Genomic DNA, 22,592 nt, shown 5'->3' on the forward strand with positions numbered 1-22,592 from the left:
TCAATGAGTGCAGGCTTCAATCGGAAAGCCACTCGCGGCGCTTAGCTGCGCGTGGCTTTTTTACTGTGAAAACTGCATTTATTACCGTCATGCGGGTGTGTTTTGCGAAATAGACAGAAAAATGTTTGTTTCACAGAATTATTTATTCTCGCCGGTCTTGTGTTTTGGCAGCGAGCGCCAACATCGTAAACACGCTTTCTATAAGGTACGCCATGACAACTTCCAAATTAACTGAGCAAACTCAACTGCCGTTATTGCCGTTGCGGGATGTCGTCGTTTTCCCGCATATGGTGATACCGCTGTTCGTTGGCCGTCCAAAGTCGATCAAGGCGCTGGAAGCTGCGATGGAGCAGGGCAAGAGCATCATGCTTGCCGCTCAAAAAGCAGCCGCGAAGGACGAGCCGTCTCCTTCGGATATCTATGAAATTGGCTGCGTCGCCAATATTCTGCAAATGCTGAAGCTGCCCGATGGCACCGTCAAGGTGCTGGTCGAAGGCGCGCAGCGTGCCCGCATCAACCACATCAGCGATGCGCCGACGCACTTCATCGCCGACCTGACGCCGCTCGAATCCGAGCCGGGCGACGAGTCGGAAGTCGAAGCCATGCGCCGCGCGATCGTGCAGCAGTTCGACCAGTACGTCAAACTGAACAAAAAGATTCCACCGGAAATCCTCGCTTCGCTGTCGGGCATCGACGATGCCGGCCGCCTGGCCGACACGGTGGCCGCGCATCTGCCGCTGAAGCTTGAGCAAAAACAAGTCATCCTGGAAATTTTCAGCGTGGCCAAGCGCCTCGAGCACCTGCTGGGCCAGCTCGAAGGCGAGCTCGACATCCTGCAGGTGGAAAAGCGCATCCGCGGCCGCGTCAAGCGCCAGATGGAAAAGTCGCAGCGCGAGTACTACCTGAACGAGCAAGTCAAGGCGATCCAGAAGGAACTGGGCGAGGGCGAAGATGGCGCCGACCTCGACGAGCTGGAGAAAAAAGTCGCTTCGGCAAAGATGCCGAAGGAAGCGCTCGACAAGGCCACCAACGAGTTGAAAAAACTCAAGCTGATGTCGCCGATGTCGGCCGAAGCCACCGTCGTGCGCAACTACATCGACACCCTGGTCAATTTGCCTTGGAAAAAGAAATCCAAGGTCAATAACGACCTGGCAAATGCGGAAAAAGTGCTCGAGGGCGACCACTACGGCCTCGACAAGGTCAAGGAACGCATCCTGGAATACCTCGCGGTGCAACAGCGCGTCGACAAGCTGAAAGCGCCTATCCTGTGCTTCGTCGGTCCTCCGGGCGTCGGCAAGACTTCGCTGGGCCAGTCCATCGCCCGCGCGACGAACCGCAAGTTCGTGCGCATGGCCCTGGGCGGCGTGCGCGACGAAGCCGAGATACGCGGCCACCGCCGCACCTACATCGGCTCGATGCCGGGCAAGATATTGCAATCGCTGTCGAAAGTCGGCGTGCGCAATCCTTTGTTCCTGCTCGATGAAGTCGACAAGATGGGTGCCGATTTCCGTGGCGATCCATCGTCGGCCTTGCTGGAAGTGCTCGATCCGGAACAGAACCACACGTTCTCCGACCATTACATCGAAGTCGATTTCGACTTGTCCGACGTGATGTTCGTGGCCACGTCGAACTCGTACAATATTCCGCCAGCCTTGCTCGACCGCATGGAAGTGATCCGTCTGTCCGGTTACACGGAAGACGAAAAGACCAGCATCGCGCAGCGTTATCTGCTGCCGAAGCAGATCAAGAACAATGGCTTGAAGGAAGAGGAAATCTCGGTGGCCGAGTCGGCCTTGCGCGACATCATCCGCTACTACACGCGGGAAGCCGGTGTGCGTTCGCTCGAGCGTGAAGTGTCGAAGATCTGCCGCAAGGTGGTCAAGATGCTGCTGCTGAAGAAATCCGACAAGAAGGTCATCGTCAACTCGAAGAACCTGGATAAATTCCTTGGCGTGCGCCGCTATGATTTCGGTGTCGCAGAGAAAGAAAACCAGGTAGGCCAGGTGGTCGGTCTGGCATGGACGGAAGTGGGCGGCGATCTGCTGACCATCGAAGCCGTGTCGATGCCGGGCAAGGGCGGCATCATCCGCACGGGTACGCTGGGCGACGTCATGAAAGAGTCGATCGAGGCAGCCCGCACAGTGGTGCGCAGCCGGGCACAGCGCCTGGGCATCAAGGCGGACGTGTTCGAGAAGAGCGACATCCACATCCACGTGCCGGAAGGCGCGACACCGAAGGACGGTCCTTCGGCTGGCGCGGCCATGACGGTGGCGATGGTGTCGGTCTTCACGGGCATCCCCGTGCGCGCCGACGTGGCGATGACGGGCGAGATCACCTTGCGCGGCGAAGTATTGCCGATCGGCGGCCTGAAAGAAAAGCTGCTGGCAGCGCATCGCGGCGGCATTAAGACGGTCCTGATTCCAGAGCAGAATGTGAAAGACCTGGCCGATATTCCGGACAACGTCAAGAACAAACTGGAGATCGTTCCCGTGCGCTGGATCGACAAAGTGCTGGAAATCGCCCTCGAACGCATGCCTGAAGCGTTGGCGGACGTCGCTGCGGTGGAGGCTGTCACGGCTGCCGCGGCCAAGCCTGACGCGGCCGGCGAGGTAGTAAAACACTAACGTTTTACCCCTGTTTTCCCCAAACAAGCGCTTTTAGAGCGCTTGTTTTATATTGAAACGTGAATTGCGACCCCAAAGCGCTTGACACATATACAGTGTGGCTTGTTTAATACGCCTGCACATTTTTTTCGCCGGACAGCTGTGGTGCCAAAAGTGCCGCAACGATACGGTAAACGTTTTATACCTTTGTAATTGGGGATGCTAGTGAACAAGACTGAATTGATCGACCACATTGCTGAAAAAGCTGACATTTCCAAAGCCGCCGCTGCGCGCGCACTCGACGCTGTTATCGGCGGCGTGACGGAAACTTTGAAAAACAACGACAGCGTGACGCTGGTTGGTTTTGGCACTTTCTCGGTCAGCGAACGCGCTGAGCGTACCGGCCGCAATCCGCGTACCAAAGAAGCGATCACGATCGAAGCTGCAAAAGTTCCAAAATTTAAAGCTGGTAAAGCTTTGAAGGATGCTGTAAACTAACGGACTTCGGTGAGGTGACAATCACCGGAAACATTTGGCGGCGCCTTCGGGTGCCGCGATTTCAGGGTTGAAGTTCTTCGAATCGCAACCCTGGATACAAATGCAAGTAGTACTGTGTATTTTTCGGAGTGGTAGTTCAGTTGGTTAGAATGCCGGCCTGTCACGTCGGAGGTCGCGGGTTCGAGTCCCGTCCGCTCCGCCAAAAAAATACGCTCTTAAGGAGTGGTAGTTCAGTTGGTTAGAATACCGGCCTGTCACGTCGGGGGTCGCGGGTTCGAGTCCCGTCCGCTCCGCCAGAATATAGAAGCCCGCGCTGCTGAATAAGTAGCGCGGGTTTTTCTTTTATGCGCCCGATTATCTTTGCGCCCCCTCGTTTTAATTCTGCCGCCATGCTTTTTCCGAATGGCCCGCGCGCGCATTTAAATCCGCTTTAAGCTTTGCCAGGTTTAATGTTCAGGCTGTCGCCTGGCCGGCCATGCGCCGCCAGGGCAGGGCGCGCGCCCTGATTTACTCTTGCTATAGCGCTATGGGCATTGTAGAATCAGGAGATAATGGCTTGGGCGTCAGAATCCTGCTTTAGTTCCAGCGCCAAGTTGTTGAATCTAAAGGGGAAGTGGACATCTGTCCCGTCCATTCCGCCGAAGAAATCAAGGCGAACGCATGTTCGCCTTTTTTTATAGTGATCCACTCATCCCGAATTGGCTGACCATGTTTGAATTTATTCGTACCCATCGACGCTTGATGCAGTTTCTCTTGATGCTGGTCATCGTCCCGTCTTTTGCACTGGTCGGTATCAGCGGCTACCAAAGCTTCGGCGATGGCGCGAACACCATCGCCAAGGTCGGCGACCAGGTCGTTACGCAGCAGCAATATGAAGAAGCGCAACGCCAGCAGATCGACCGCTACCGCCAGATGATGGGCGAGCAGTTCGACCAGAAAATGTTTGACACGCCGGAAGCACGCCAGAGCATCCTCGACAACCTGATCGCCGAGCGCGCCGTGGCCGCCGAAGTGGGCCGTAGCCACCTGGTCATCAGCGATGCCGTGCTGCAAAAGGAAGTGCTGGAAATCCCGGGCTTGACCTTGCCGGACGGTAAATTCGACCTGGAACGCTACAAGGCCATGCTGGCAGCCCAAGGCATGACGCCGCAGATGTACGATGCGCGCCGCCGCAGCGACCTGGCCCTGCAGCAACTGGCCGGCGCCGTGCAAGGCACCGCCTTCGCGCCGAGCACCGTCTCCAAGCGTTTGTCCGACATCACCTCGGAAGAGCGCGAAGTGCAGGAACTGCTGCTGCCGATCGCCCAGTATGTGCCGGAAGTCAAAGTGACGGACGCCATGATCAAGGCTTTCTATGACAAGAACAGCAAGTTCTTCGAGATCCCGGAACAAGCCAAGGTCGAATACGTCGTGCTGGACGACAGTGCTGCAGGCGAGCAAGTCGACGTGACCGACGCCGACGTGACCGGCTACTATGCGAAGAACCAGAAAGCCTACACGACGGAAGAAGCGCGCCAGGCCAGCCACATCCTCGTAGCCGTCAAGAAAGACGCCTCGGCCGCCGACAAGGCAGCCGCCAAGGCCAAGGCCGAAGCCATCCTGGCCGACGTGCGCAAGACGCCTGCCAGCTTTGCTGCCGTGGCGAAAGCCAAGTCGGAAGATCCGGCGTCCGCAGAGCAGGGCGGCGACCTGGGCGTGATTGGCAAGGATGGCTTGCCGGCACCGCTGCTGAGCGCTGTCGCGAAACTCAAGCAAGGCGAAATCAGCGACGTCGTCGCTTCCGATTTCGGCTTCCACATCCTGACCGTCACCTCGCTCAAGCCACAGCACGTGCGTGCGCTGGACGAAGTGCGCGGTGAAATCACGGCGGATCTGCGCAAGCAATTTGCCGCCAAGAAATACTCGGAAATGGCGGAAACGTTCACCAACACGGTCTACGAGCAATCGGACAGCCTGAAGCCGGTGGCCGACAAGCTGAAACTGAAAGTGGAAACCGTCGCCAACCTGTCGCGCACGCCGTCGCCAGCACTGGGCAAGGCGCCGTTCAACAATGCCAAGTTCCTGTCGGCCATCTTCTCGAACGATGCACTGAAAGACAAGCGCAATACGGAAGCCGTGACCGTTGCGCCGAACGTGCTGATCGCCGGCCGCGTGGTGGAATTCAAGCCGGCAACCAAGCGTCCGCTGGCCGAAGTCGAAGCCATGATCCGTCAGCGCGTGACCCTGGAAGAAGCGGAAAAGCTGGCCAAGAAAGCGGGCGAGACCAAGCTGGCCGCCTTGAAGGCCTCCGGCGATGCGACCGGTTTCGGCGCGGCGCAATGGGTATCGCGTAGCAAGCTGGACGGCATCAACCGCGCCGCCATCGCGCAAGTCATGAAAGCGGACACGAGCAAGCTGCCAGCCTATGTGGGCGTGGACCTGCCAGCCCTGGGCTACGGCATCTACCGCATTGCCAAGGTGCAGCAGCCGGAGCAAGTGGACGCGGCGCGCCGCCAGCAAGAGAAAGACCAGATCAGCGGCATCCTGGCGCAACAGGAAATGTTCGATTATGTCGAGTACCTGAAAGCCAAGGCCAAGGTGAAGATCGTCAAGCCGGTCACCGCCCCAGCCACCCCAGCGCCGGAAGCACCGTAAGATTTAGTTTCCACGCATAAAAATAGCCGCTTTCGAGCGGCTATTTTTTTGTCTGCGGAATCGACGGACTTACTTGGCTTTCAGCAACGGCGCCAGCTGTGGCCAGATGTTTTTCAGGATGGTTGGATGGGCTAGCGCATTCGGGTGCATGCGGTCGGCCTGGAACAGCTGCGGCTGGTCGGCGATGCCTTCGAACATGAAGGGCACCAGCGGCGCCTTCCATTCCCTGGCCAGCTTGCCGTACACGCCGTAAAACTGTTCGCCGTAGGCGCGACCATAGTTGGGCGGCATGCGCATGCCCACCAGCACCACCTGCGCACCCGATTTTTTGGCCGCCTCACCCATGGCGCGCAGATTCGCTTCGGCCGCCGCCACGGGCAAGCCGCGCAAGCCGTCGTTGGCGCCCAGTTCGATCAGCACGACATCGGGCTGGTGCCTGGTCAGCAGGGCGGGCAGGCGCGCGCGGCCGCCGCTGGTGGTCTCGCCGCTGATGCTGGCATTGACGATGCGCGTATCGTTCTTTTGTGCCTGCAGCCGCTGTTCCAGCAGCGCCACCCAGCCCGTGCCCCGTGCCAGCCCATACTCGGCCGAGAGGCTGTCGCCGAGCACCAGCAGCGTTTTTGGTGCAGAATAGGCGTTCGTCATGCTCGATACCAGCAGCAGGGCTGCCGCAGGAAGCAGGGACAGCGTGCGCCGCCGCATGCGGCTGCTGCCCTTGACACTTATTTGTTCACGAAATTTTTTAAGATAGATCAGCATGCCCGAATTCCCTAAAGCGACTTCCACCAGTTTTCTCCCGTCAGAAGCAGCGGCCCAGCGGCCCGCCGCACCCCACAGCCAAAATGCCCAGCCGGCCATCGAAGTGGTCCAGCTGGCCAAGCACGTACCCGATGCCGATGGTGAGCTGACCATCCTGCATCAAGTCGATTTTACCGTGCAAACGGCGGAGACGCTGGCCATCGTCGGCGCCTCCGGTTCCGGCAAGTCCACCTTGCTCGGTTTATTGGCCGGCCTGGATACGCCGAGCGAGGGCAAGGTGATCCTCGATGGCACGGATATCTTTGCCCTCGACGAAGACGGCCGCGCCGGTTTTCGCAAGGAAAAGCTCGGTTTCGTGTTCCAGTCCTTCCAGCTGCTGGCCCACCTGACGGCGCTGGAAAACGTCATGCTGCCGCTGGAATTGCGCGGCGATCCTGACGCGAAGGAAAAGGCGCAAGCCATGCTGGGCAGAGTCAACCTGGGCAGCCGCCTGAAGCACTATCCGAAATACCTGTCCGGCGGGGAGCAGCAGCGCGTGGCCCTGGCCCGCGCGTTCGTGACGGAACCGCCGCTGCTGTTCGCCGACGAGCCGACGGGCAGCCTCGATGCGGCCACCGGCGAGGCCGTGATCCAGCTGATGTTCGAACTGAACCGCGAACGTGGCTCGACCCTGGTGCTGGTCACGCATGACAGCTCGATCGCGGCCCGCTGCGGCCGCACCATTACCATCTCGGCAGGCCGGCTGGTGTGATTGGTGCTGGTGATTGTCGGATTACGCGCTGGCGCGCTAATCCGACCTACTTGCCTGCCATCATCGCAGCCGTAGCTTGGATTAGCGTAGCGTAATCCAACACTCCCACGCCATACGCTTATGCCGACAAGGCATTGATCAGCTTGCGTATCGCCGGGATCAATTCCCCCGCCGTCAGCCCGATGGGGCCGCTGCCTGCCGCCACCAGCGCATCGGCCGCCGCGCCATGCAGCCAGACGGCGCCAATCGCCGCCTCCCATTCCGGCCAGCCTTGCGCCAGCAGGCTGCCGCACAGGCCGGACAACACGTCTCCCGTGCCTGCCGTCGCCAGCGCGGGGCCGCCCGTGTTGTTGACGACGACCTGGCCGTCGGGCGCGGCGATCACCGTGCCCGAACCTTTTAATACCACGATTGCGCCCAGCTGCGTGGCCAGCTGGCGCGCCGCGCCCAGGCGGTCGGCCTGTACTTCGGCCACCGTCATGTCGAGCAGGCGTGCCGCTTCCAGCGGATGCGGCGTCAATATCGTCGCTCCTGCGCCCGTGCGCACGGCCAGCGCCGATTGCAGCTCCGGTTCGGCCGCCATCAGGTTCAGCGCGTCCGCGTCCAGCAGAAGGGGGCTGTCGCTGTCAATGGCGCGCTGCAGCAGCTCCACCGTATCGGCCTTGTCGCCGAGGCCGGGGCCGGCCACCAGGGCCGCGAAGTGCAGGCCCGAGAAATCCACGTCCCTGGCGTGCCGGCACATGAGTTCCGGCTGGCCGCTGTCGAAGGCGGGCGGTGCGTCGGGAAACGCGATATACACTCTTCCCGCGCCCGCATGCAGGGCCATGCGGGCGGCCAGGATGGGCGCGCCGGCCATGCCTTGCGCGCCGCCGATGACGGCCACGCTGCCGTAGCTGCCCTTGTGCGTATTCTGGCGCCGTGGCTGCAACTGGCGGGCGAACAGGTGCAGGCCGCCCAGCTGCGCCTTCGCAGGGGGCAGCAGGGCCGGGGCGATGGCCAGGGCCGCCACTTCCAGTTCCCCCGCATGGTCGCGGCCATTCGCCGTGTGCAGGCCCGGCTTGTCGCCGATGAAGGTGAGCGTATGCGTGGCGCGGATGGCGACGCCATCGATGGCGCCCGTGTCCGCGTGCAGGCCGCTGGGCACGTCGAGCGCCAGCACGGGGCAATCGAGATTGTTGACCAGCTGCGCCATGTCGCGGCATTCGCCGTCCAGGGGACGCGACGCGCCGATGCCGAACAGGCCGTCGATGACGAGGTGCCAGGGCGCCGCGCCCACTGCCGCAGACGCCATCGAGGTTGCCGCTTCCATGAAGCGGGCGGCGCTGTTGCGCGCGCGGCTCAGCGCCTGTTCGCGCTCGGGCGACGTGGCTTGCGCCTCGGGCGCCAGCCAGACGAGCACCTCGGTGCCGCTGCCGGCCAGGTGCGCGGCCGCTTCCAGCGCGTCGCCGCCGTTGTCGCCGGGGCCTGCCAGCACCAGTACGCGCCGGTGGCCCGCGCCGTCGCCATCTTCCTGGGCGTGCAGCAGCTTCAGGGCGGTACTGGCGGCGGCCTGGCCCGCGCGCTGCATCAGCAGCCCTTGCGGCAGGTCTTGCATGGCCGCTTGTTCGATGGCGCGCAGTTCGGCGATGGAGTACAGCGGTGTTGCAGAGTCGATCAGGGGCATGGCGCGTGTTCCGTTAGTCAGCATGTCTTCAACATAAGGCCGAAGCGGTCGAAAGGCAAGGCGCGCACGCCTGAATCGCGTCCCTGTTTGGCGGCTACAATAGCCATCTCACATAAGCGCGGGGGCAAGGCGATGGACTGGCAATTCTGGATCGACCGGGGCGGCACCTTTACGGACATCGTGGCGCGCCGTCCTGACGGCAGCCTGGCCACCTTCAAGCTGCTGTCGGAAAACCCGGGCCAGTACCGCGACGCGGCGCTGGCCGGCATGCGCCAGCTGATGGGCCTTGCGCCTGGCGCGCCGCTGCCCGTGGAGCAGGTGAGCGCCATCAAGATGGGCACGACGGTGGCCACCAACGCGCTGCTCGAACGCAAGGGCGAGCCCACCGTGCTGGCCATCACGCGCGGTTTTCGCGACGCCTTGCGCATCGCCTACCAGAACCGCCCGCAGCTGTTCGCCCGCCAGATCATCCTGCCCGAACTGCTGTACGGCGACGTGATCGAGATCGATGAAAGGGTGGGCGCCCATGGCGACGTCGTGACGCCGCTCGACGAGGCGGCCGCGCAGGCTGCGCTGGCACACGCGCATGCGCGCGGCGTGCGCGCCATCGCGATCGTGCTGATGCACGGCTACCGTTACCACGCGCACGAGGCGCGGGTGGCGCAGCTGGCGCGCGCTGCCGGTTTTACGCAGGTGTCCGTGTCGCACGAGGTCAGCCCCATGATGAAACTGGTGGCGCGCGGCGACACCACGGTGGTCGATGCCTATCTGTCGCCCATCCTGCGCCGCTACGTCGACCAGCTGGCGATGGAGCTGCCCGGCGTGCACCTGCAATTCATGCAGTCGAACGGCGGCTTGACGGATGCGCGCGCCTTCCAGGGCAAGGACAGCATTCTGTCCGGTCCCGCGGGCGGCATCGTCGGCATGGTGCGCGCCAGCGCGCTGGCCGGTTTCGATAAAGTCATCGGCTTCGACATGGGCGGCACGTCCACCGACGTGTCGCATTACGCGGGCGAGTTCGAACGCGTGTTCGAGACGCAGATCGCCGGCGTGCGCATGCGCGCGCCCATGATGAGCATCCACACGGTGGCCGCGGGCGGCGGCTCCATCCTGCATTTCGACGGCGCCCGCTACAAGGTGGGGCCGGACAGCGCGGGTGCCAACCCGGGGCCCGCCAGCTACCGGCGCGGAGGCCCGCTGGCCGTCACCGACTGCAACGTCATGCTGGGCAAGCTGCAGCCCGCGTTCTTCCCGCGCGTTTTCGGCCCCGACGCGAATGAAGCGCTGGATGTGGCCACGGTGCGGTCCCAGTTTGAGGCGCTGGCCCGCACGGTGAGCTCTACCCCGGAGCAGGTGGCCGAAGGCTATATCGCCATCGCAGTCGGGAACATGGCCAACGCCATCAAGCAGATTTCCGTGCAGCGCGGCCACGACGTCACGGAATATACGCTCACCAGCTTTGGCGGCGCGGGCGGCCAGCACGCCTGCCTGGTGGCCGATGCGCTGGGCATGCGCACGGTGTTCATCCACAGCCTGGCGGGCGTGATGTCGGCCTACGGCATGGGCCTGGCCGACCAGAGCGCCATGCGCGAACAGGCCATCGAGGCGGTATTGGGCGTGGATCTCGCTGGCGATTTCGCGCAACTGGGCGAACTGGCGCAAGGCGACTTGCTGCGCCAGGGCGTGGCAGGGGAGCGCATCGCGCTGGTGTCGCGCGTGCACCTGCGCTATGAAGGCACGGATTCGGCCCTCGTCGTGCTGTTCGATACGGCCGCCGGCATGCAGGCGCAGTTCGAAGCGGCGTATAAAAAACGCTTTTCCTTTCTGATGCCGGCGCGCGCGCTGATCGTCGAGGCGATCTCCGTGGAAGCCATCGGCGCTTCCGATGCGCCGCAAGCGGCCATGCCGGCCAATACCCCCCGCACAGGCACGCTGGCGCCCGCGCAGACGGTGGGCATGTACTGCGCCGGAGCGTGGCGCGACAGCGGCCTGTATGCGGCGGACAGCCTGCGTCCCGGCGACGCCATCGACGGCCCGGCCATCGTCAGCGACGCCAATGCCACCACCGTCATCGAACCCGGCTGGCGCGCCGAGGTCACTGCGCATGGCCATTTGATCTTGCGCAGGGTGGCCGCCTTGCCGGAGCGGCGCGCCATCGGGACCAATGCGGACCCCGTCATGCTGGAAATTTTCAATAACCTGTTCATGTCGATTGCCGAGCAGATGGGCCTGCGCCTGCAAAATACGGCCCATTCCGTCAACATCAAGGAGCGGCTCGATTTCAGCTGCGCCATCTTCGACGCGCAAGGCCATTTGATCGCGAATGCGCCGCACATGCCCGTGCATCTGGGGTCCATGGGCGAGAGCATCCGCACCGTCATGACGCGCAATGCGGGAACCATGCGGCCCGGCGACGTCTTCATGCTGAACGACCCGTACCACGGCGGCACGCATCTGCCCGACGTGACGGTCATTTCGCCCGTCTTCGATGCAGAGGGAGAATCCATCCTGTTCTACGTGGGCTCGCGCGGCCACCATGCCGATATCGGCGGCACCACGCCCGGCTCGATGCCGCCCGACTCCACGCGCATCGAGGAAGAGGGCGTATTGATCGACAATTTCAAGCTGGTGGACGGCGCCACGGGGTTGTTGCGCGAGGCGGAAACACTGACCCTGCTGGCGGGCGCCAGCTGGCCGGCCCGCAATCCCCGGCAAAACCTGGCCGACCTGCGCGCCCAGGTGGCGGCCAATCAGAAGGGGGCCGAGGAACTGCACAAGATGGTCGCGCATTTCGGCCACGCCGTCGTGCAAGCCTACATGGGCCACGTGCAGGACAATGCCGAGGAAGCCGTGCGCAGGGTCATCACGACCCTGAAGGATGGCAGCTACGCGCTGGACCTCGATAACGGCGCGCGCATCCGGGTGGCGATCAAGGTCGACGTGGCGCGGCGCAGCGCTGTCATCGACTTTACGGGGACCTCAAGCCAGCTGCCGAACAATTTCAATGCGCCGTCCGCCGTCTGCATGGCGGCCGTGCTGTATGTGTTCCGCACCCTCGTCGACGACGAGATTCCCTTGAACGCGGGCTGTCTGAAACCTTTGACCGTGATCATCCCGCCCGGCTCCATGCTCAACCCGCAGTATCCGGCCTCCGTCGTCTCGGGCAACGTGGAAACCTCGACCTGCATCACGAACGCCCTGTATGGCGCGCTGGGGGCGATGGCGGCCTCGCAGGGGACGATGAACAATTTCACGTTCGGCAGCGCCAAATACCAGTATTACGAGACGATATCGGGCGGCTCGGGCGCCGGCCCCGGTTTTGACGGCACGGACGTGGTGCAGACGAACATGACCAATTCGCGCCTGACGGACCCGGAAATCCTCGAGTGGCGCTTCCCCGTGCGCCTGGACAGCTACAGCATCCGCGCCGGGTCGGGCGGGGCGGGGCGCTGGCACGGCGGCAATGGCGGCGTGCGCCGGGTGCGCTTCCTGGAGCCGATGACGGCGGCGATCCTGTCGAACAACCGCATCCATCCGCCTTTCGGCATGGACGGCGGCGAGGCGGGCGCGCTGGGACGCAATTACGTGGAGCGGGCGGACGGCACGGTGGAGCACCTGGCGCATATCGGCAAGACCGGCATGCTGGCGGGCGACGTGTTCGTCATCGAGACGCCGGGCGGCGGCGGTTACGGCAAGACGGAATAGGCCATGTCAGCACTGGCACCGCTGAGCTGCGCGCGCACCTGGCCCACGTCGCGCATGGGCGCGCGGCCGAACTGGCGGCTGTATTCGCGGCTGAACTGCGATTCGCTGGCGTAGCCGACGCGGTAGCCGGCCGTGCCCGCGTCGATCTGCTCGACCAGCATCAAGCGCCGCGCTTCCTGCAGGCGCAGCAGCTTCTGGTACTGCATCGGCGTCATGGCCGTGATCGCCTTGAAGTGGTGGTGCAGCGACGACATGCTCATGTTCGCCATGCCGGCCAGGTGCTCGATGCGCAGCGGTTCGCAATAATTGTGCTTGATCCAGTCGATGGCTTGCCCCACCTGGTGCGACTGGCTGCTGGCCAGCGCCATGTGGCGCAGGCGCGCGCCGACAGGGCCGTTGAGCAGGCGGTAGGTCAGCTCGCGGCGGATCAAGGGCGCCAGCGTCGCGATTTCTCCCGGCTTGTCGAGCAGGCGCACGAGGCGCAGCATGGCGTCGAGCAGTTCAGCCGACACGTCGCTGACGGAAATGCCGCGCGTGGCAGGCAGGATTTTCTGCTGCGCCGCGCTTTCGTTGCTGCTTTCGCTGTCGAGCAACGCGGCCACGTCGGCGATGTCGATCCCCAGCACCACGCACAGATGCGGCTTGTCGACGCTCGCCTCCACCACGCGCACCTGCACCGGCAGGTCGACGGAGGTCAGCAGATACTGCATGCGGCTGTAGTGGAAGGTTTCGCTGCCCAGGGTGACGTCCTTCGCCCCTTGCGCAATGATGGCCACGCTGGGGCGCGCCGCATGGAACAGCGATTCCGTGACGGACGACTGGCGGTGGAAGGTGAGGTTGCCGATGGCCGTCGTGTAGTCGCCCGTGCGCGGCGCATGGCGGCTGATCAGGGCGGCGATTTCATCTTGCGGCGGGAGTGGTGTGGACAGGGTGGACATGTGGGCCAGTATGCGTCAGGTAGGTAAGGGCAGGGGCTGATCTTACGCAGATTTGGAGGATCGTGCAAAGGTCTTGCAGGATCGCGATAACGGCGGCCGGGCATCTCGGGCACACTTGTGCAATCGCATGCACGGCACGCGTCACCCCCTCGTCACACACATATAGATACAGGAGTTTTCATGACCACCATCGCCAAAGGCTACGCCGCACTGGGCCCGACTTCCGCACTGCAACCGTTCACGTTCGAGCGCCGCGCCCCGCGCGAAGACGACGTGGCCATCTCGATCAAATATTGTGGCGTGTGCCATTCCGACATCCACCAGGCGCGCGACGAATGGGGCGGCGCCGCCTTCCCGATGGTGCCCGGCCATGAAATCGCCGGCGTCGTCACGGCCGTTGGCGCCAACGTCAGCAAGTTCAAGGTGGGCGACCACGTGGGCGTGGGCTGCTTCGTCGATTCCTGCACCACCTGCAAGACGCGCAATGTGGACCTGGAGCAGTACATGCCTGGCCTGATCCAGACCTACAACGGTCTGGAAGCGGACGGCAAGACGGCCACGCAGGGCGGCTACTCGGATAGCATCGTCGTCAAGGAAGGCTATGTGCTGTCGATTCCCGACAACCTGCCGCTGGACGCGGCCGCACCGCTGCTGTGCGCCGGCATCACCCTGTATTCGCCGCTGAACCACTGGAAGGCTGGCCCTGGCAAGCAGGTCGCCATCCTCGGCATGGGTGGCCTGGGTCACATGGGCGTGAAAATCGCCCACGCCATGGGCGCCGAAGTGACGGTGCTGAGCCAGACCCTGTCGAAGCGCGAAGACGGCCTGCGCCTGGGCGCCAATCATTACTACGCCACCAACGATGCGGAAACCTTCAGCAAACTGGCCGGCACGTTTGACCTCATCATCTGCACGGTGGGCGCGTCCATCGACTGGAACCAGTACATCAACCTGCTGAAGGTCGATGGCAGCATGGTCATCGTCGGCATCCCGGACGGCGCCGTGCCGCCGATCAGCGCCTTCGGCCTGGTAGGCGCGCGCCGCAGCCTGTCCGGTTCCATGATCGGTTCGATCAAGGAAACCCAGGAAATGCTGGATTTCTGCGGCAAGCACAATATTGTGTCGGACATCGAGATCATCCGCATCCAGGATATCAATGAGGCGTTCGAGCGCGTCGTCAAAAGCGATGTCAGATATCGTTTTGTGATTGACATGGCGTCGCTGTAACACCCGGCGTGCCTGTGTTTGTTGGATTACGCGCTTTGCGCTAATCCAACCTACGCATATCCAGCGTTCCGGTAGGTCGGATTAGCTCGCAGAGCGTAATCCGACATCCCCACCAAATCATCCCATCCCCGCCAAAAATCAAGCTCCCTTGTCAATTTTTCTTTCCTTGCGTCAAAAATCGGCATAAAATGAAACCGTACAGTACAGTTTCACTACGTAGATTTAAAAAATCAGCCATCCCCGGCGCGTTGGCCTGGGCAGGGGAGGCGTCATGGATAAAAAATGGACACTTCAGCAAATAAGGGAGCGCCGGCGATCCCGGTGGTCTTCAGGGGCAAGCGGCTTGCCCTGACGGTTTTTGGCATTTTTCTCGGGTTTTCCGGCCTGGCCCTGGCGGCCGGTGGCATCGAACTGATTACCCTCGGCGGTTCCTGGTATTACCTGCCGGCCGGTCTCGGCCTGCTCCTCGCCGGCGTGCTGTATTTGCGCCGCAAGCCGCTGGCCAGCAGCATCGTCGCCGTGCTGGTCGTCGCCACCCTGGTCTGGGCCGTATGGGAAATCGGCTTCGCCTTCTGGCCCATGGTGCCGCGCCTGGCGCCGTTCTTCGTCATCGGCCTGGTGGCCGCCTTGCTGCATCCGTGGCTGGCGGGCCGCAAGCACAATGGGCAGTCGGGCGGCTTCGCGGCCCTGTTTGCCGTCGTGCTGGTGGCTGGTTTCGCTGCCATGTTCAAGCCGCACGGCGTGACGGAAGCCACGGTGCAGCCGCAGCAGGATGCCGTGACGGCCATCAATGACGGCAGCGCCAACTGGGCGCATTATGGCTATGGACCGCAGGGCACGCGCTTCGCGCCGTACACGCAGATCGACAAGGCTAACGTCGATCAGTTGCAGGTGGCGTGGACCTACCGCTCGGGCGAACTGGCCGAAGGCGCGTCCGAATCGCAGAATACGCCGCTGCAGATCGGCGACACCATCTATACGTGTACGCCGACGAGCAAGGTCATCGCGCTGGACGCGGACACGGGCAAGGAACGCTGGACCTTCGATCCGAAGCCAGCCAATACGAAGACGTGGAACCGCTGCCGCGGCGTCGGCTACTACGAGCCGGCCAAGGTGACAAAACCGTTCCGTTTTGACGGCATGCAGGCGGCCAGCGCGCCGGTGGCGGGTGCGTGCGCCAGGCGCATCGTGCAAGTGACCATGGATGCGCGCCTGATCGAGATCGACGCGCAGACGGGCAAGCAGTGCGAGGGCTTCGGCGACAAGGGCTCCGTCGACCTGACCGTCGGCCTGGGCAAGGTCAAGATGAACGTGCCGTACTACGCCTACACGTCCGCGCCCACGGTGGCGCGCAACCTGATCATCCTCGGCGGCTGGGTCTTCGACGGCCGTTCCACCGATGAACCATCGGGCGTCGTGCGCGCCTACAGCGCCGACACGGGGGAACTGGTGTGGGCCTGGGACCTGGGCAATCCGGCCATCACCAAACTGCCGCCGGAAGGGCAGACCTACACCCGCAGCACGCCCAACATGTGGTCCACGCCCGCGTTCGACGATGCGCTGGGCCTGGTCTATCTGCCGACGGGGAACGAGCAGCCCGACTTCTGGGGCGGCAAGCGCCCGCCGCTGACGGAAAAATATGCGTCGGCCATCGTCGCCCTCGACATGGCCACGGGCCGCGAGCGCTGGACGTATCAAACCGTCCACCACGATATCTGGGACTACGACGTGGCCGCGCAGCCGGCCCTGTACGACGTCCCGGACGGCAAGGGCGGCAAGATTCCCGCACTGGTGCAGCTGACCAAGCGCGGCCAGATCTTCATGCTGGACCGCCGCACGGGCAAGCCGATCGCCGAAGTCGTCGAAAAAGCCGTGCCGCAGGAGCACGCGGCCGGCGACTGGGTGGCAAAGACGCAGCCATACTCCACAGGCATGCCGGCCCTGGGTGCGGAAACGCTGACGGAGCGCGACATGTGGGGCGCCACCTTCTTCGACCAGTTGGCGTGCCGCATCAGCTTCCGCAAGCTCAATTACCAGGGCGAGTTCACGGCGCCAAGCACGAAAGAAACCCTGATCTACCCGGGCTACTACGGTGGCTTCAACTGGGGCGGCGCGGCCGTCGATGAAAGCAATGGCTATATGTTCGTCAACGATATCCGCATGCCGCAAGTGGTCAGGCTGGTGCCGCGCGAAACGGTGGATGTGGCCAAGCTGACCTCGGGCCACGGCGTGGGCAGCACCTATCCGATGGATGGCACGCCCTTCGTCATCGACCACAAGGCGTTTAACTCGCCGCTGGGCATTCCCTGCCAAAGTCCGCCGTGGGGCGTGTTTGCCGCCATCGATCTGAAGACGCGCACGAAGGTGTGGGAGCGTCCGGCCGGCACGGTGCAGGATGCCGTCATCAACGGCGTGCGCGCCCGGCTGCCTGTCCCGCTGGGCATGCCGACCCTGGGCGGCGGCATGAGCACGGCGTCCGGCCTGGTGTTTTATGCGGGCACGCAGGATTACTATCTGCGCGCCATGGATATCGCCACCGGCCGCGAAGTGTGGAAGGCGCGCATGCCGGTCGGCTCGCAAGGCACGCCGATGACGTATGTGTCGCCCAGGTCGGGCCGCCAGTATGTCGTGGTGGTCGCGGGCGGCGCCCGCCAGAGCCCGGACCGCGGGGATTACGTGATAGCATACGCGCTTCCCAAGACACAGTAAGAGTTTGCTTCATGCCCCAGTTGCGCACCGTTCCAGCTTCCCCGACTACCCGAAGCGAGGAGCGGCGGCGCAAGCTGCTGGTGGCGGCAGCGGACCTCTTCCTCGCCTCAGGCTATGACGGCGTCAGCATGGACGCCATCGTGGCCGAGGCGGGCGGCTCGAAGGCCACCGCCTACCGCTACTTCGGCAGCAAGCAGGAGCTGCTGGTGGCGGTGGTGGAATACCTGTGCGCCGACTTCATCATCGACTTGCGCCGTCTCGATACCTCGCAAGCGGGCCTGGAACAGGGCTTGCAGCTGATCCTCGATGAACTGGTGGCCGTCGTCACCAGTCCCCGCCACGTGGATTTCTACCGCCTCGTCGTCACGGGCGCGGCCGCCGTGCCGGCCGTGGGCCTCACCTGGTACGATCACGGCCCGCAAGTGTGGCACGCGCTGATCCTGCGCCTGCTGGAACAACAGCGCACCCGGGGCCGCATCGCGCCCGACACCTCGTTTTCCAATTTGCCGCAAATCCTGTTCGATGCCGTCTTCTCGCACCTCACCACGCGTACCGTCATGCTGGGGCAGGGCGGCGATGCGGCCACGTTCCGGCCCTTGATCGCGGAGCTGATCGAGCTGGTGGTGGCGCGGGTGGAGCGTAGCCCAGATTAGGCCCGGAAGGGTTGCAATCCGGCGGGGGTGATCTCGCGAATCGCACGCACGGATATGCTGCCGGTTGCGATGGCCTCCGCCGGCGCGCGCAAGCCGCGAGGAGTTCCAATATGCCGGCAACTCGCGCCATACATGCAGGCCGTCCGCCGCGCCGCTGTGCCGTCCCGCCAGACTATCCCGAGCCTTCCGGTCTTCATCTTGCATTGTTTGCAACTGGGACATTTTGTCTCAATGTATGGAAATTGTTTTAAAGTAGTATGCATCAGAGCGTGCAGCAACACCAACCTTGAGCAGACGCTGCTGAAGCAGTGTTTTGAGGTAGCGCTCCTCACGATAGATAGCGTCAAGTAATAGACTGGAAATACGCAAAATGATGGATTGGACCCCTATAGTCTTCGTTACGTTCAAAGCTCTCGTGCTCGGCACGGGCATGTTCTTCGCCATCAAGTGGCATTACGATCAAGGGAAGAAGGATAAGGATAAGGCGAAGCAGAATCGCGCGGTGCTGCGCGCGAGCGGCAAGGTGGTCGCAGGCTTCGTGCTGTTGCTCATGGGTCTGGGACTCGTCACCTTCGTCATTGTGCGGATGGTCGGTCTGGACATGACCCTCCCATGATGGCAAAGAATAATCGGCCGATATCCAGTGATGCGGCAGCCATTCCTCAGGACGTCTTCTGCGGGAGCTGTTCGGCAAGCCCGATGAGGATGCCTTCAGGGCCACGGATGTAGCAGAGCCGATACATGTTTTCATACTGGACGACTTCGCCGGCCAGCTTCGCGCCGCGTTTGACGAGCCGGACGAGTGTATCGTCGATATCCTCGACGGTAAACATGACACGCAGGTAACCGAGAGCGTTCACTGGGGCGTTGCGGTGATCGGCGGCCAAGGGCGGCGCGAGGAAGCGCGATAACTCGAGACGGCTGTGGCCGTCCGGCGTACGCATCATGGCAATCTCGACGCGCATGCCAAGCAGTCCGGTGACGCCATCCGCCCAGTCTCCTTCAACCGGGGCGCGCCCTTCGAGAACGAGGCCCAGTTCGGTGAAGAACTCGATGGCGGCATCGATGTCTTCTACCACGATGCCGACATTGTCCATACGCTTGACTGTCATGTTGCCTCCTGGGTGCCTAACGTCAACTGGACGTCAGATTGACGCCTTAAGGATGTGGCATGAGGTCTCGTCGCCTGGAGAAATCCTCGGCCCCTGGCTCTGGCCGCAGATTCTCTTGGTGACAGGGTTGCGACAGCATCAGGTGGCAATGCCGTACTTATGCTGGGTCGCTGCATACTGCTGCTTCAGCGACTCCAGTTTCGGATGCTTGGGATCGATCTTGCTGATCACCTGCATCTGGTGCTGCGCCTGTTCGGCCAGCGGGGCTTCCCAGCCCAGCATGTTGAGCTGGCGCAGGATGGCGTCGACGGAAGCGAACAGCACGGGCAGGTTGCCCGGCGTCTTGCGCAGGGCCTGGCGCAGCACGAAGACGGCGCCCTTGAGCTCGCCGCTTTCCGATTTGCTGGCCGCATCCTGCATCAATTCCTGCACCTGGTTGCTGATCTGCTGGCCCATGCCTTGCGCCAGGTCGTGGCGGCCCGCCTTTTCAAAGACATCGACGGCCGCTTCCATCGTCACATCGCTGTCGGCTTCGTTGACGAGTTTCATCATGACGTCGGACGCCGCCTGTTCCAGATTGTTTTTCAGGCAGCTTTGCACGAGGCCCACCTTCAGCTGCGTCGACAGGCCCCGCGCCGTGTCCAGGGCGGCGGCGGCCAGCTGCAGTTCGCTGGCGGCGGCGATGTCGTTGCCCGACAATTCATGCAGCATGGCCGCCGAGATGGCGCGGCACGCTTCCACGTTGGCGCCGCCACGCAGCGAGCGTTCCATATCGCGCAACACGCCGCTCGCCTGCGGCGCATCACCTTTCTTGACCAGCGTCTTGACCAGGTTGACATGGTCTTCCGGGTCGCGGAATTCGGAGTACTTCGCTTTCGTCACCACCTGTTTATATGCCCGTTCGGCCGCGCCGATGTCTCCCGTGTCATAGGCGATGCCGCCCAAGTGGCGCAAGCGGCGCACCATGTGCGGCGAAATGGCCACCGCGTCCTCGAGGATTTTCTTCGCCTGCAGTTGCTGGCCCATGGCTTCATGGTTTTGCGCCAGCAAGTCGTAGGCGGCCATGAAGCGGGGATAGACTTCCACCAGTTCCAGCAGCGCATCCTGCGCCTCTTCGTGGCGCTGCTGCTCGAACAGGGTGCGCGCCAGTCCCAGATGGGCCCAGGCCATCGGCCGCGTGGCCAGCATGTCGCCGTACAGCTGTTCCGCTTCCTTCCATTCATCGAGCGCGATGTGCAGTTCGGCGCGCAGGCGCGCGAAATCGGCTGCCAGGCGCGGGTGCTGCAATTCGGCCGCGCGGCAGCTTTTCACGGCTTCGCGCAGGTCGCCCTTGTCGATCAGCTGATACGTGGGCAGGAACATGGCGCGCCGCTCGATGGCGCGCGCGATGCGGCCGCTCAGGACATCGACGGTAAACGGTTTCAAGATGTAGTCGGACGGGGTCAGCTCGGCCGCGCTGATCACCTTGCTGTGGATGGCTTCCGAGGTCAGCATGATGAAGATCGTCCACAGCCCGATCAGCTTGTGATGGCGCAAGTCTTCCAGCAATTGCTGGCCATCCTGGCCGTCCGTGCCGCTACCAAGATCGTATTCGCACAGGATGATGTCGAACGGTTTCTTCGTCAGCAAGCGGATGGCCGTGCCGGAATTGACGGCATATTCCACCTTGGTGATGGCCGCCTGGTTCAGCATATTGTGCAGATTGCCCCGCATGCTGGGGTTCGGGTCGACGATCAGGACAGATAAGTCGCTAGTTTCTGGCATGGTTCAGCTCTCGTTCATCTGTTCGGTCATTTGCGGGAACTCTTCTTATATGTATCTGTCTGGCAGTATTACTTTTTATCAGCATACTGCAAAGCCGGGCGACACTGCCAGCAAAATGCATGCAATCGGGCGCGGGGCAGGGCGCAGGGCGCGTCCGGTGGCGTGGGGCGTTGTATTTCATGGCGCCGCGGCCCTGCGCGCGGGTGCGGGAGACGCATATCCGAGCAAATAGTTGACTAGCATGATAGTATCCTAATTGCAACTAGTGTTGAATGCCGCGCAATCTTGCGGCCAGGCATGCGCAAGGCTGTACCGGGCGCTTTTCTTCTTTCTGGTGTCGATACCCGTATGCGTGTTCCTGACTTATCTTCCCTGCGGCGCATTGCTGTTCCCCTCGCATTTGGCGGCAACAGCGAACAGCAGCACACCTATTTTGCGGAGCTGCACCGGGTCGGCATGGTCACGCAGCTGCTGGGCATCATTGCCTACAGCCTGACCTGGCTGATGATGCCGGAGCCGTATCATCCGAACTTCTCGCACGCCGTGCTGGCGCTGCTGGGCATGTTGACGAGCCTGATCGTGCGCTACCGCTGCACCACCTTGCCCGTGCTGACGATTACGGGCGCCTGCGCCGTGCTGACCCTGACCTTTGGCCTGCGCACCATGGCCGACGCCGTCCATCACGCCAGCTTCTGGGTCTTGCCCGTGGGCGTCTTCATGACCCTGGCCATCGCCTCCATCTTCAATGGCGGCCTCAGCTACCTGGCCGTGGTGGCCGGCGTGTGGTGGAACGTGGGCCACGGCCTGTATCCCGTCAACGCTGGCTTGCCCGACCAGTCCTGGGCGCCGTTGATGATCGCCGTCAGCATCCTGTTCGGGCTGGCGCTGAATGTCAGCTTCAGCTTGTTGCGCTTGCGTAACTACCACTCCAAGCTGGAATTGACGCGGCTGGCCTTCCAGGACAGCCTGACCGGCCTGAACAACCGCCGCATGTTCACGCAGCGCGCCCAGCAGATGCATGGCGCGCCGCAAGGCGGCATGCTGCATTTCCTGATGATCGATATCGACGATTTCAAGATCATCAACGACCAGCAGGGCCACGATGCGGGCGACGAGGTGCTCGTGCGCACGGCCGCCATCATCGCCGACAAGGCGCAGGGCCATCTGTGCGGGCGCCTGGGCGGCGAGGAATTCGGCGTCGTCTACGCGGGCGACCGCGAGGCCGTGCGCGCCTTTGCCGGCGCCCTGGTCGCTGCCGTCAGCCAGGCTTTTCATGCCGCACAGTTCGTGTCGATCAGCGTGGGCGTGGCCGAACTGGACCGGGGCAAGGACCTGGGCCACAGCTACCGGCTGGCCGACGAGGCGCTGTACCTGGCCAAGCGGCAAGGCAAGAACCGCTACGTGATCGCCTGATGTCAGGCTGACGGTGTTGTTGCCATGTCAAAAAATGGCCGCTGTGCAGGGCAAAAGGGTGGCAAAGGCCCAAGTTCCGGTCATAAGGCAGGGGTAAAACGGGTATAATGCGCGCAAAGGAAATTTGCCGTACGAAAGATATTGTCATACCTACCTTTAACCC

At 62.8% G+C, this 22,592-nt stretch carries 15 protein-coding genes and 2 tRNA genes; 12 read left to right on the forward strand and 5 right to left on the reverse strand.

The genetic code is table 11. From position 1 onward, the window contains the following. The first annotated feature begins 212 nt into the window (after positions 1-212). The 5 genes from lon (at position 213) to LSO07_RS14955 (ending at position 5,735) form a co-directional block, all read left to right on the forward strand. Entirely contained in the window at positions 213-2,624 is a 2,412-nt protein-coding gene (gene lon, locus LSO07_RS14935; RefSeq protein WP_034787304.1) for an endopeptidase La, read from the forward strand. A gap of 204 nt (positions 2,625-2,828) precedes the next feature. Next, a complete protein-coding gene (locus LSO07_RS14940) occupies positions 2,829-3,101 on the forward strand; it encodes an HU family DNA-binding protein (protein WP_010398442.1) in 273 nt (90 codons plus the stop codon). Between the two features lie 125 nt (positions 3,102-3,226). Next, a tRNA-Asp gene (locus LSO07_RS14945) sits at positions 3,227-3,303 on the forward strand. A gap of 17 nt (positions 3,304-3,320) precedes the next feature. Next, positions 3,321-3,397, forward strand: a tRNA-Asp gene (locus LSO07_RS14950). A gap of 445 nt (positions 3,398-3,842) precedes the next feature. Next, positions 3,843-5,735, forward strand: coding sequence for a SurA N-terminal domain-containing protein (locus LSO07_RS14955; RefSeq protein ID WP_231772984.1), 1,893 nt, complete (start codon positions 3,843-3,845; stop codon positions 5,733-5,735). Positions 5,736-5,804: 69 nt separating this feature from the next. Here LSO07_RS14955 and LSO07_RS14960 read toward each other — a convergent pair whose 3' ends face one another. Next, positions 5,805-6,494 carry an arylesterase gene (locus tag LSO07_RS14960; protein WP_151095064.1) on the reverse strand — a complete coding sequence of 230 codons (690 nt, stop codon included), beginning with the start codon at positions 6,492-6,494 and terminating at the stop codon, positions 5,805-5,807. On the opposite strand from LSO07_RS14960, the gene LSO07_RS14965 reads away from it, so the two are divergent. Then, positions 6,493-7,245 (forward strand): ABC transporter ATP-binding protein, encoded by a 753-nt coding sequence (locus tag LSO07_RS14965; RefSeq protein ID WP_249153734.1) that lies wholly within the window; start codon positions 6,493-6,495, stop codon positions 7,243-7,245. The two genes, LSO07_RS14960 and LSO07_RS14965, sit on opposite strands and share 2 nt — an antisense overlap. 118 nt (positions 7,246-7,363) lie before the next feature. Here the strand turns inward: LSO07_RS14965 and LSO07_RS14970 are convergent, their stop codons facing one another. Beyond that, the gene (locus LSO07_RS14970) at positions 7,364-8,908 is read right to left on the reverse strand and encodes an NAD(P)H-hydrate dehydratase (RefSeq protein WP_151095067.1); all 1,545 of its coding nucleotides are present in this window, start codon (positions 8,906-8,908) and stop codon (positions 7,364-7,366) included. Between the two features lie 132 nt (positions 8,909-9,040). Here LSO07_RS14970 and LSO07_RS14975 point away from each other — a divergent pair, with 132 nt between their 5' ends. Next, positions 9,041-12,613: a hydantoinase B/oxoprolinase family protein gene (locus tag LSO07_RS14975; protein ID WP_151095069.1), complete on the forward strand. Its 3,573-nt coding sequence runs from the start codon at positions 9,041-9,043 to the stop codon at positions 12,611-12,613. On the opposite strand, the gene LSO07_RS14980 is transcribed toward LSO07_RS14975, so the two are convergent. Then, the gene (locus LSO07_RS14980; protein ID WP_191909682.1) at positions 12,595-13,551 is read right to left on the reverse strand and encodes an AraC family transcriptional regulator; all 957 of its coding nucleotides are present in this window, start codon (positions 13,549-13,551) and stop codon (positions 12,595-12,597) included. The two genes, LSO07_RS14975 and LSO07_RS14980, sit on opposite strands and share 19 nt — an antisense overlap. A gap of 180 nt (positions 13,552-13,731) precedes the next feature. Here LSO07_RS14980 and LSO07_RS14985 point away from each other — a divergent pair, with 180 nt between their 5' ends. From LSO07_RS14985 to LSO07_RS15000, 4 genes are all read left to right on the forward strand, one after another. Then, positions 13,732-14,778 (forward strand): NAD(P)-dependent alcohol dehydrogenase, encoded by a 1,047-nt coding sequence (locus tag LSO07_RS14985; RefSeq protein WP_034787320.1) that lies wholly within the window; start codon positions 13,732-13,734, stop codon positions 14,776-14,778. 282 nt (positions 14,779-15,060) lie between these two features. After that, positions 15,061-17,487, forward strand: coding sequence for a membrane-bound PQQ-dependent dehydrogenase, glucose/quinate/shikimate family (locus tag LSO07_RS14990; RefSeq protein WP_151095071.1), 2,427 nt, complete (start codon positions 15,061-15,063; stop codon positions 17,485-17,487). Positions 17,488-17,498: 11 nt separating this feature from the next. Then, complete coding sequence (locus LSO07_RS14995) at positions 17,499-18,140, forward strand: TetR/AcrR family transcriptional regulator (protein WP_151095073.1); 642 nt, start codon at positions 17,499-17,501, stop codon at positions 18,138-18,140. 370 nt (positions 18,141-18,510) lie between these two features. Continuing rightward, the gene (locus tag LSO07_RS15000; RefSeq protein WP_034787325.1) at positions 18,511-18,756 is read left to right on the forward strand and encodes a hypothetical protein; all 246 of its coding nucleotides are present in this window, start codon (positions 18,511-18,513) and stop codon (positions 18,754-18,756) included. A 46-nt stretch (positions 18,757-18,802) separates the two neighbouring features. On the opposite strand, the gene LSO07_RS15005 is transcribed toward LSO07_RS15000, so the two are convergent. Next, complete coding sequence (locus tag LSO07_RS15005; RefSeq protein WP_151095075.1) at positions 18,803-19,252, reverse strand: VOC family protein; 450 nt, start codon at positions 19,250-19,252, stop codon at positions 18,803-18,805. 138 nt (positions 19,253-19,390) lie between these two features. Beyond that, the gene (locus LSO07_RS15010) at positions 19,391-21,016 is read right to left on the reverse strand and encodes a tetratricopeptide repeat-containing response regulator (protein WP_070259783.1); all 1,626 of its coding nucleotides are present in this window, start codon (positions 21,014-21,016) and stop codon (positions 19,391-19,393) included. A gap of 348 nt (positions 21,017-21,364) precedes the next feature. On the opposite strand from LSO07_RS15010, the gene LSO07_RS15015 reads away from it, so the two are divergent. Beyond that, entirely contained in the window at positions 21,365-22,429 is a 1,065-nt protein-coding gene (locus LSO07_RS15015) for a GGDEF domain-containing protein (RefSeq protein WP_191909683.1), read from the forward strand. Positions 22,430-22,592: the final 163 nt, after the last annotated feature.

Origin of the sequence: Janthinobacterium sp. PLB04, assembly GCF_021165895.1 — a bacterium.
In the GTDB taxonomy this organism is placed as follows: domain Bacteria; phylum Pseudomonadota; class Gammaproteobacteria; order Burkholderiales; family Burkholderiaceae_D; genus Janthinobacterium; species Janthinobacterium lividum.

What these genes read in the sequence shown, in the direction of transcription:
- LSO07_RS15015 (WP_191909683.1), top strand. Translation starts at nt 21,365, where the DNA reads ATGCGTGTTCCTGACTTATCTTCCCTGCGGCGCATTGCTGTTCCCCTC.
- LSO07_RS14960 (WP_151095064.1), bottom strand. Translation starts at nt 6,494, where the DNA reads ATGCTGATCTATCTTAAAAAATTTCGTGAACAAATAAGTGTCAAGGGC.
- LSO07_RS15005 (WP_151095075.1), bottom strand. Translation starts at nt 19,252, where the DNA reads ATGACAGTCAAGCGTATGGACAATGTCGGCATCGTGGTAGAAGACATC.
- LSO07_RS14995 (WP_151095073.1), top strand. Translation starts at nt 17,499, where the DNA reads ATGCCCCAGTTGCGCACCGTTCCAGCTTCCCCGACTACCCGAAGCGAG.
- LSO07_RS14980 (WP_191909682.1), bottom strand. Translation starts at nt 13,551, where the DNA reads ATGTCCACCCTGTCCACACCACTCCCGCCGCAAGATGAAATCGCCGCC.
- LSO07_RS14955 (WP_231772984.1), top strand. Translation starts at nt 3,843, where the DNA reads ATGCAGTTTCTCTTGATGCTGGTCATCGTCCCGTCTTTTGCACTGGTC.
- LSO07_RS15000 (WP_034787325.1), top strand. Translation starts at nt 18,511, where the DNA reads ATGATGGATTGGACCCCTATAGTCTTCGTTACGTTCAAAGCTCTCGTG.
- LSO07_RS14985 (WP_034787320.1), top strand. Translation starts at nt 13,732, where the DNA reads ATGACCACCATCGCCAAAGGCTACGCCGCACTGGGCCCGACTTCCGCA.
- lon (WP_034787304.1), top strand. Translation starts at nt 213, where the DNA reads ATGACAACTTCCAAATTAACTGAGCAAACTCAACTGCCGTTATTGCCG.
- LSO07_RS14965 (WP_249153734.1), top strand. Translation starts at nt 6,493, where the DNA reads ATGCCCGAATTCCCTAAAGCGACTTCCACCAGTTTTCTCCCGTCAGAA.
- LSO07_RS14970 (WP_151095067.1), bottom strand. Translation starts at nt 8,908, where the DNA reads ATGCCCCTGATCGACTCTGCAACACCGCTGTACTCCATCGCCGAACTG.
- LSO07_RS14990 (WP_151095071.1), top strand. Translation starts at nt 15,061, where the DNA reads ATGGACACTTCAGCAAATAAGGGAGCGCCGGCGATCCCGGTGGTCTTC.
- LSO07_RS15010 (WP_070259783.1), bottom strand. Translation starts at nt 21,016, where the DNA reads ATGCCAGAAACTAGCGACTTATCTGTCCTGATCGTCGACCCGAACCCC.
- LSO07_RS14975 (WP_151095069.1), top strand. Translation starts at nt 9,041, where the DNA reads ATGGACTGGCAATTCTGGATCGACCGGGGCGGCACCTTTACGGACATC.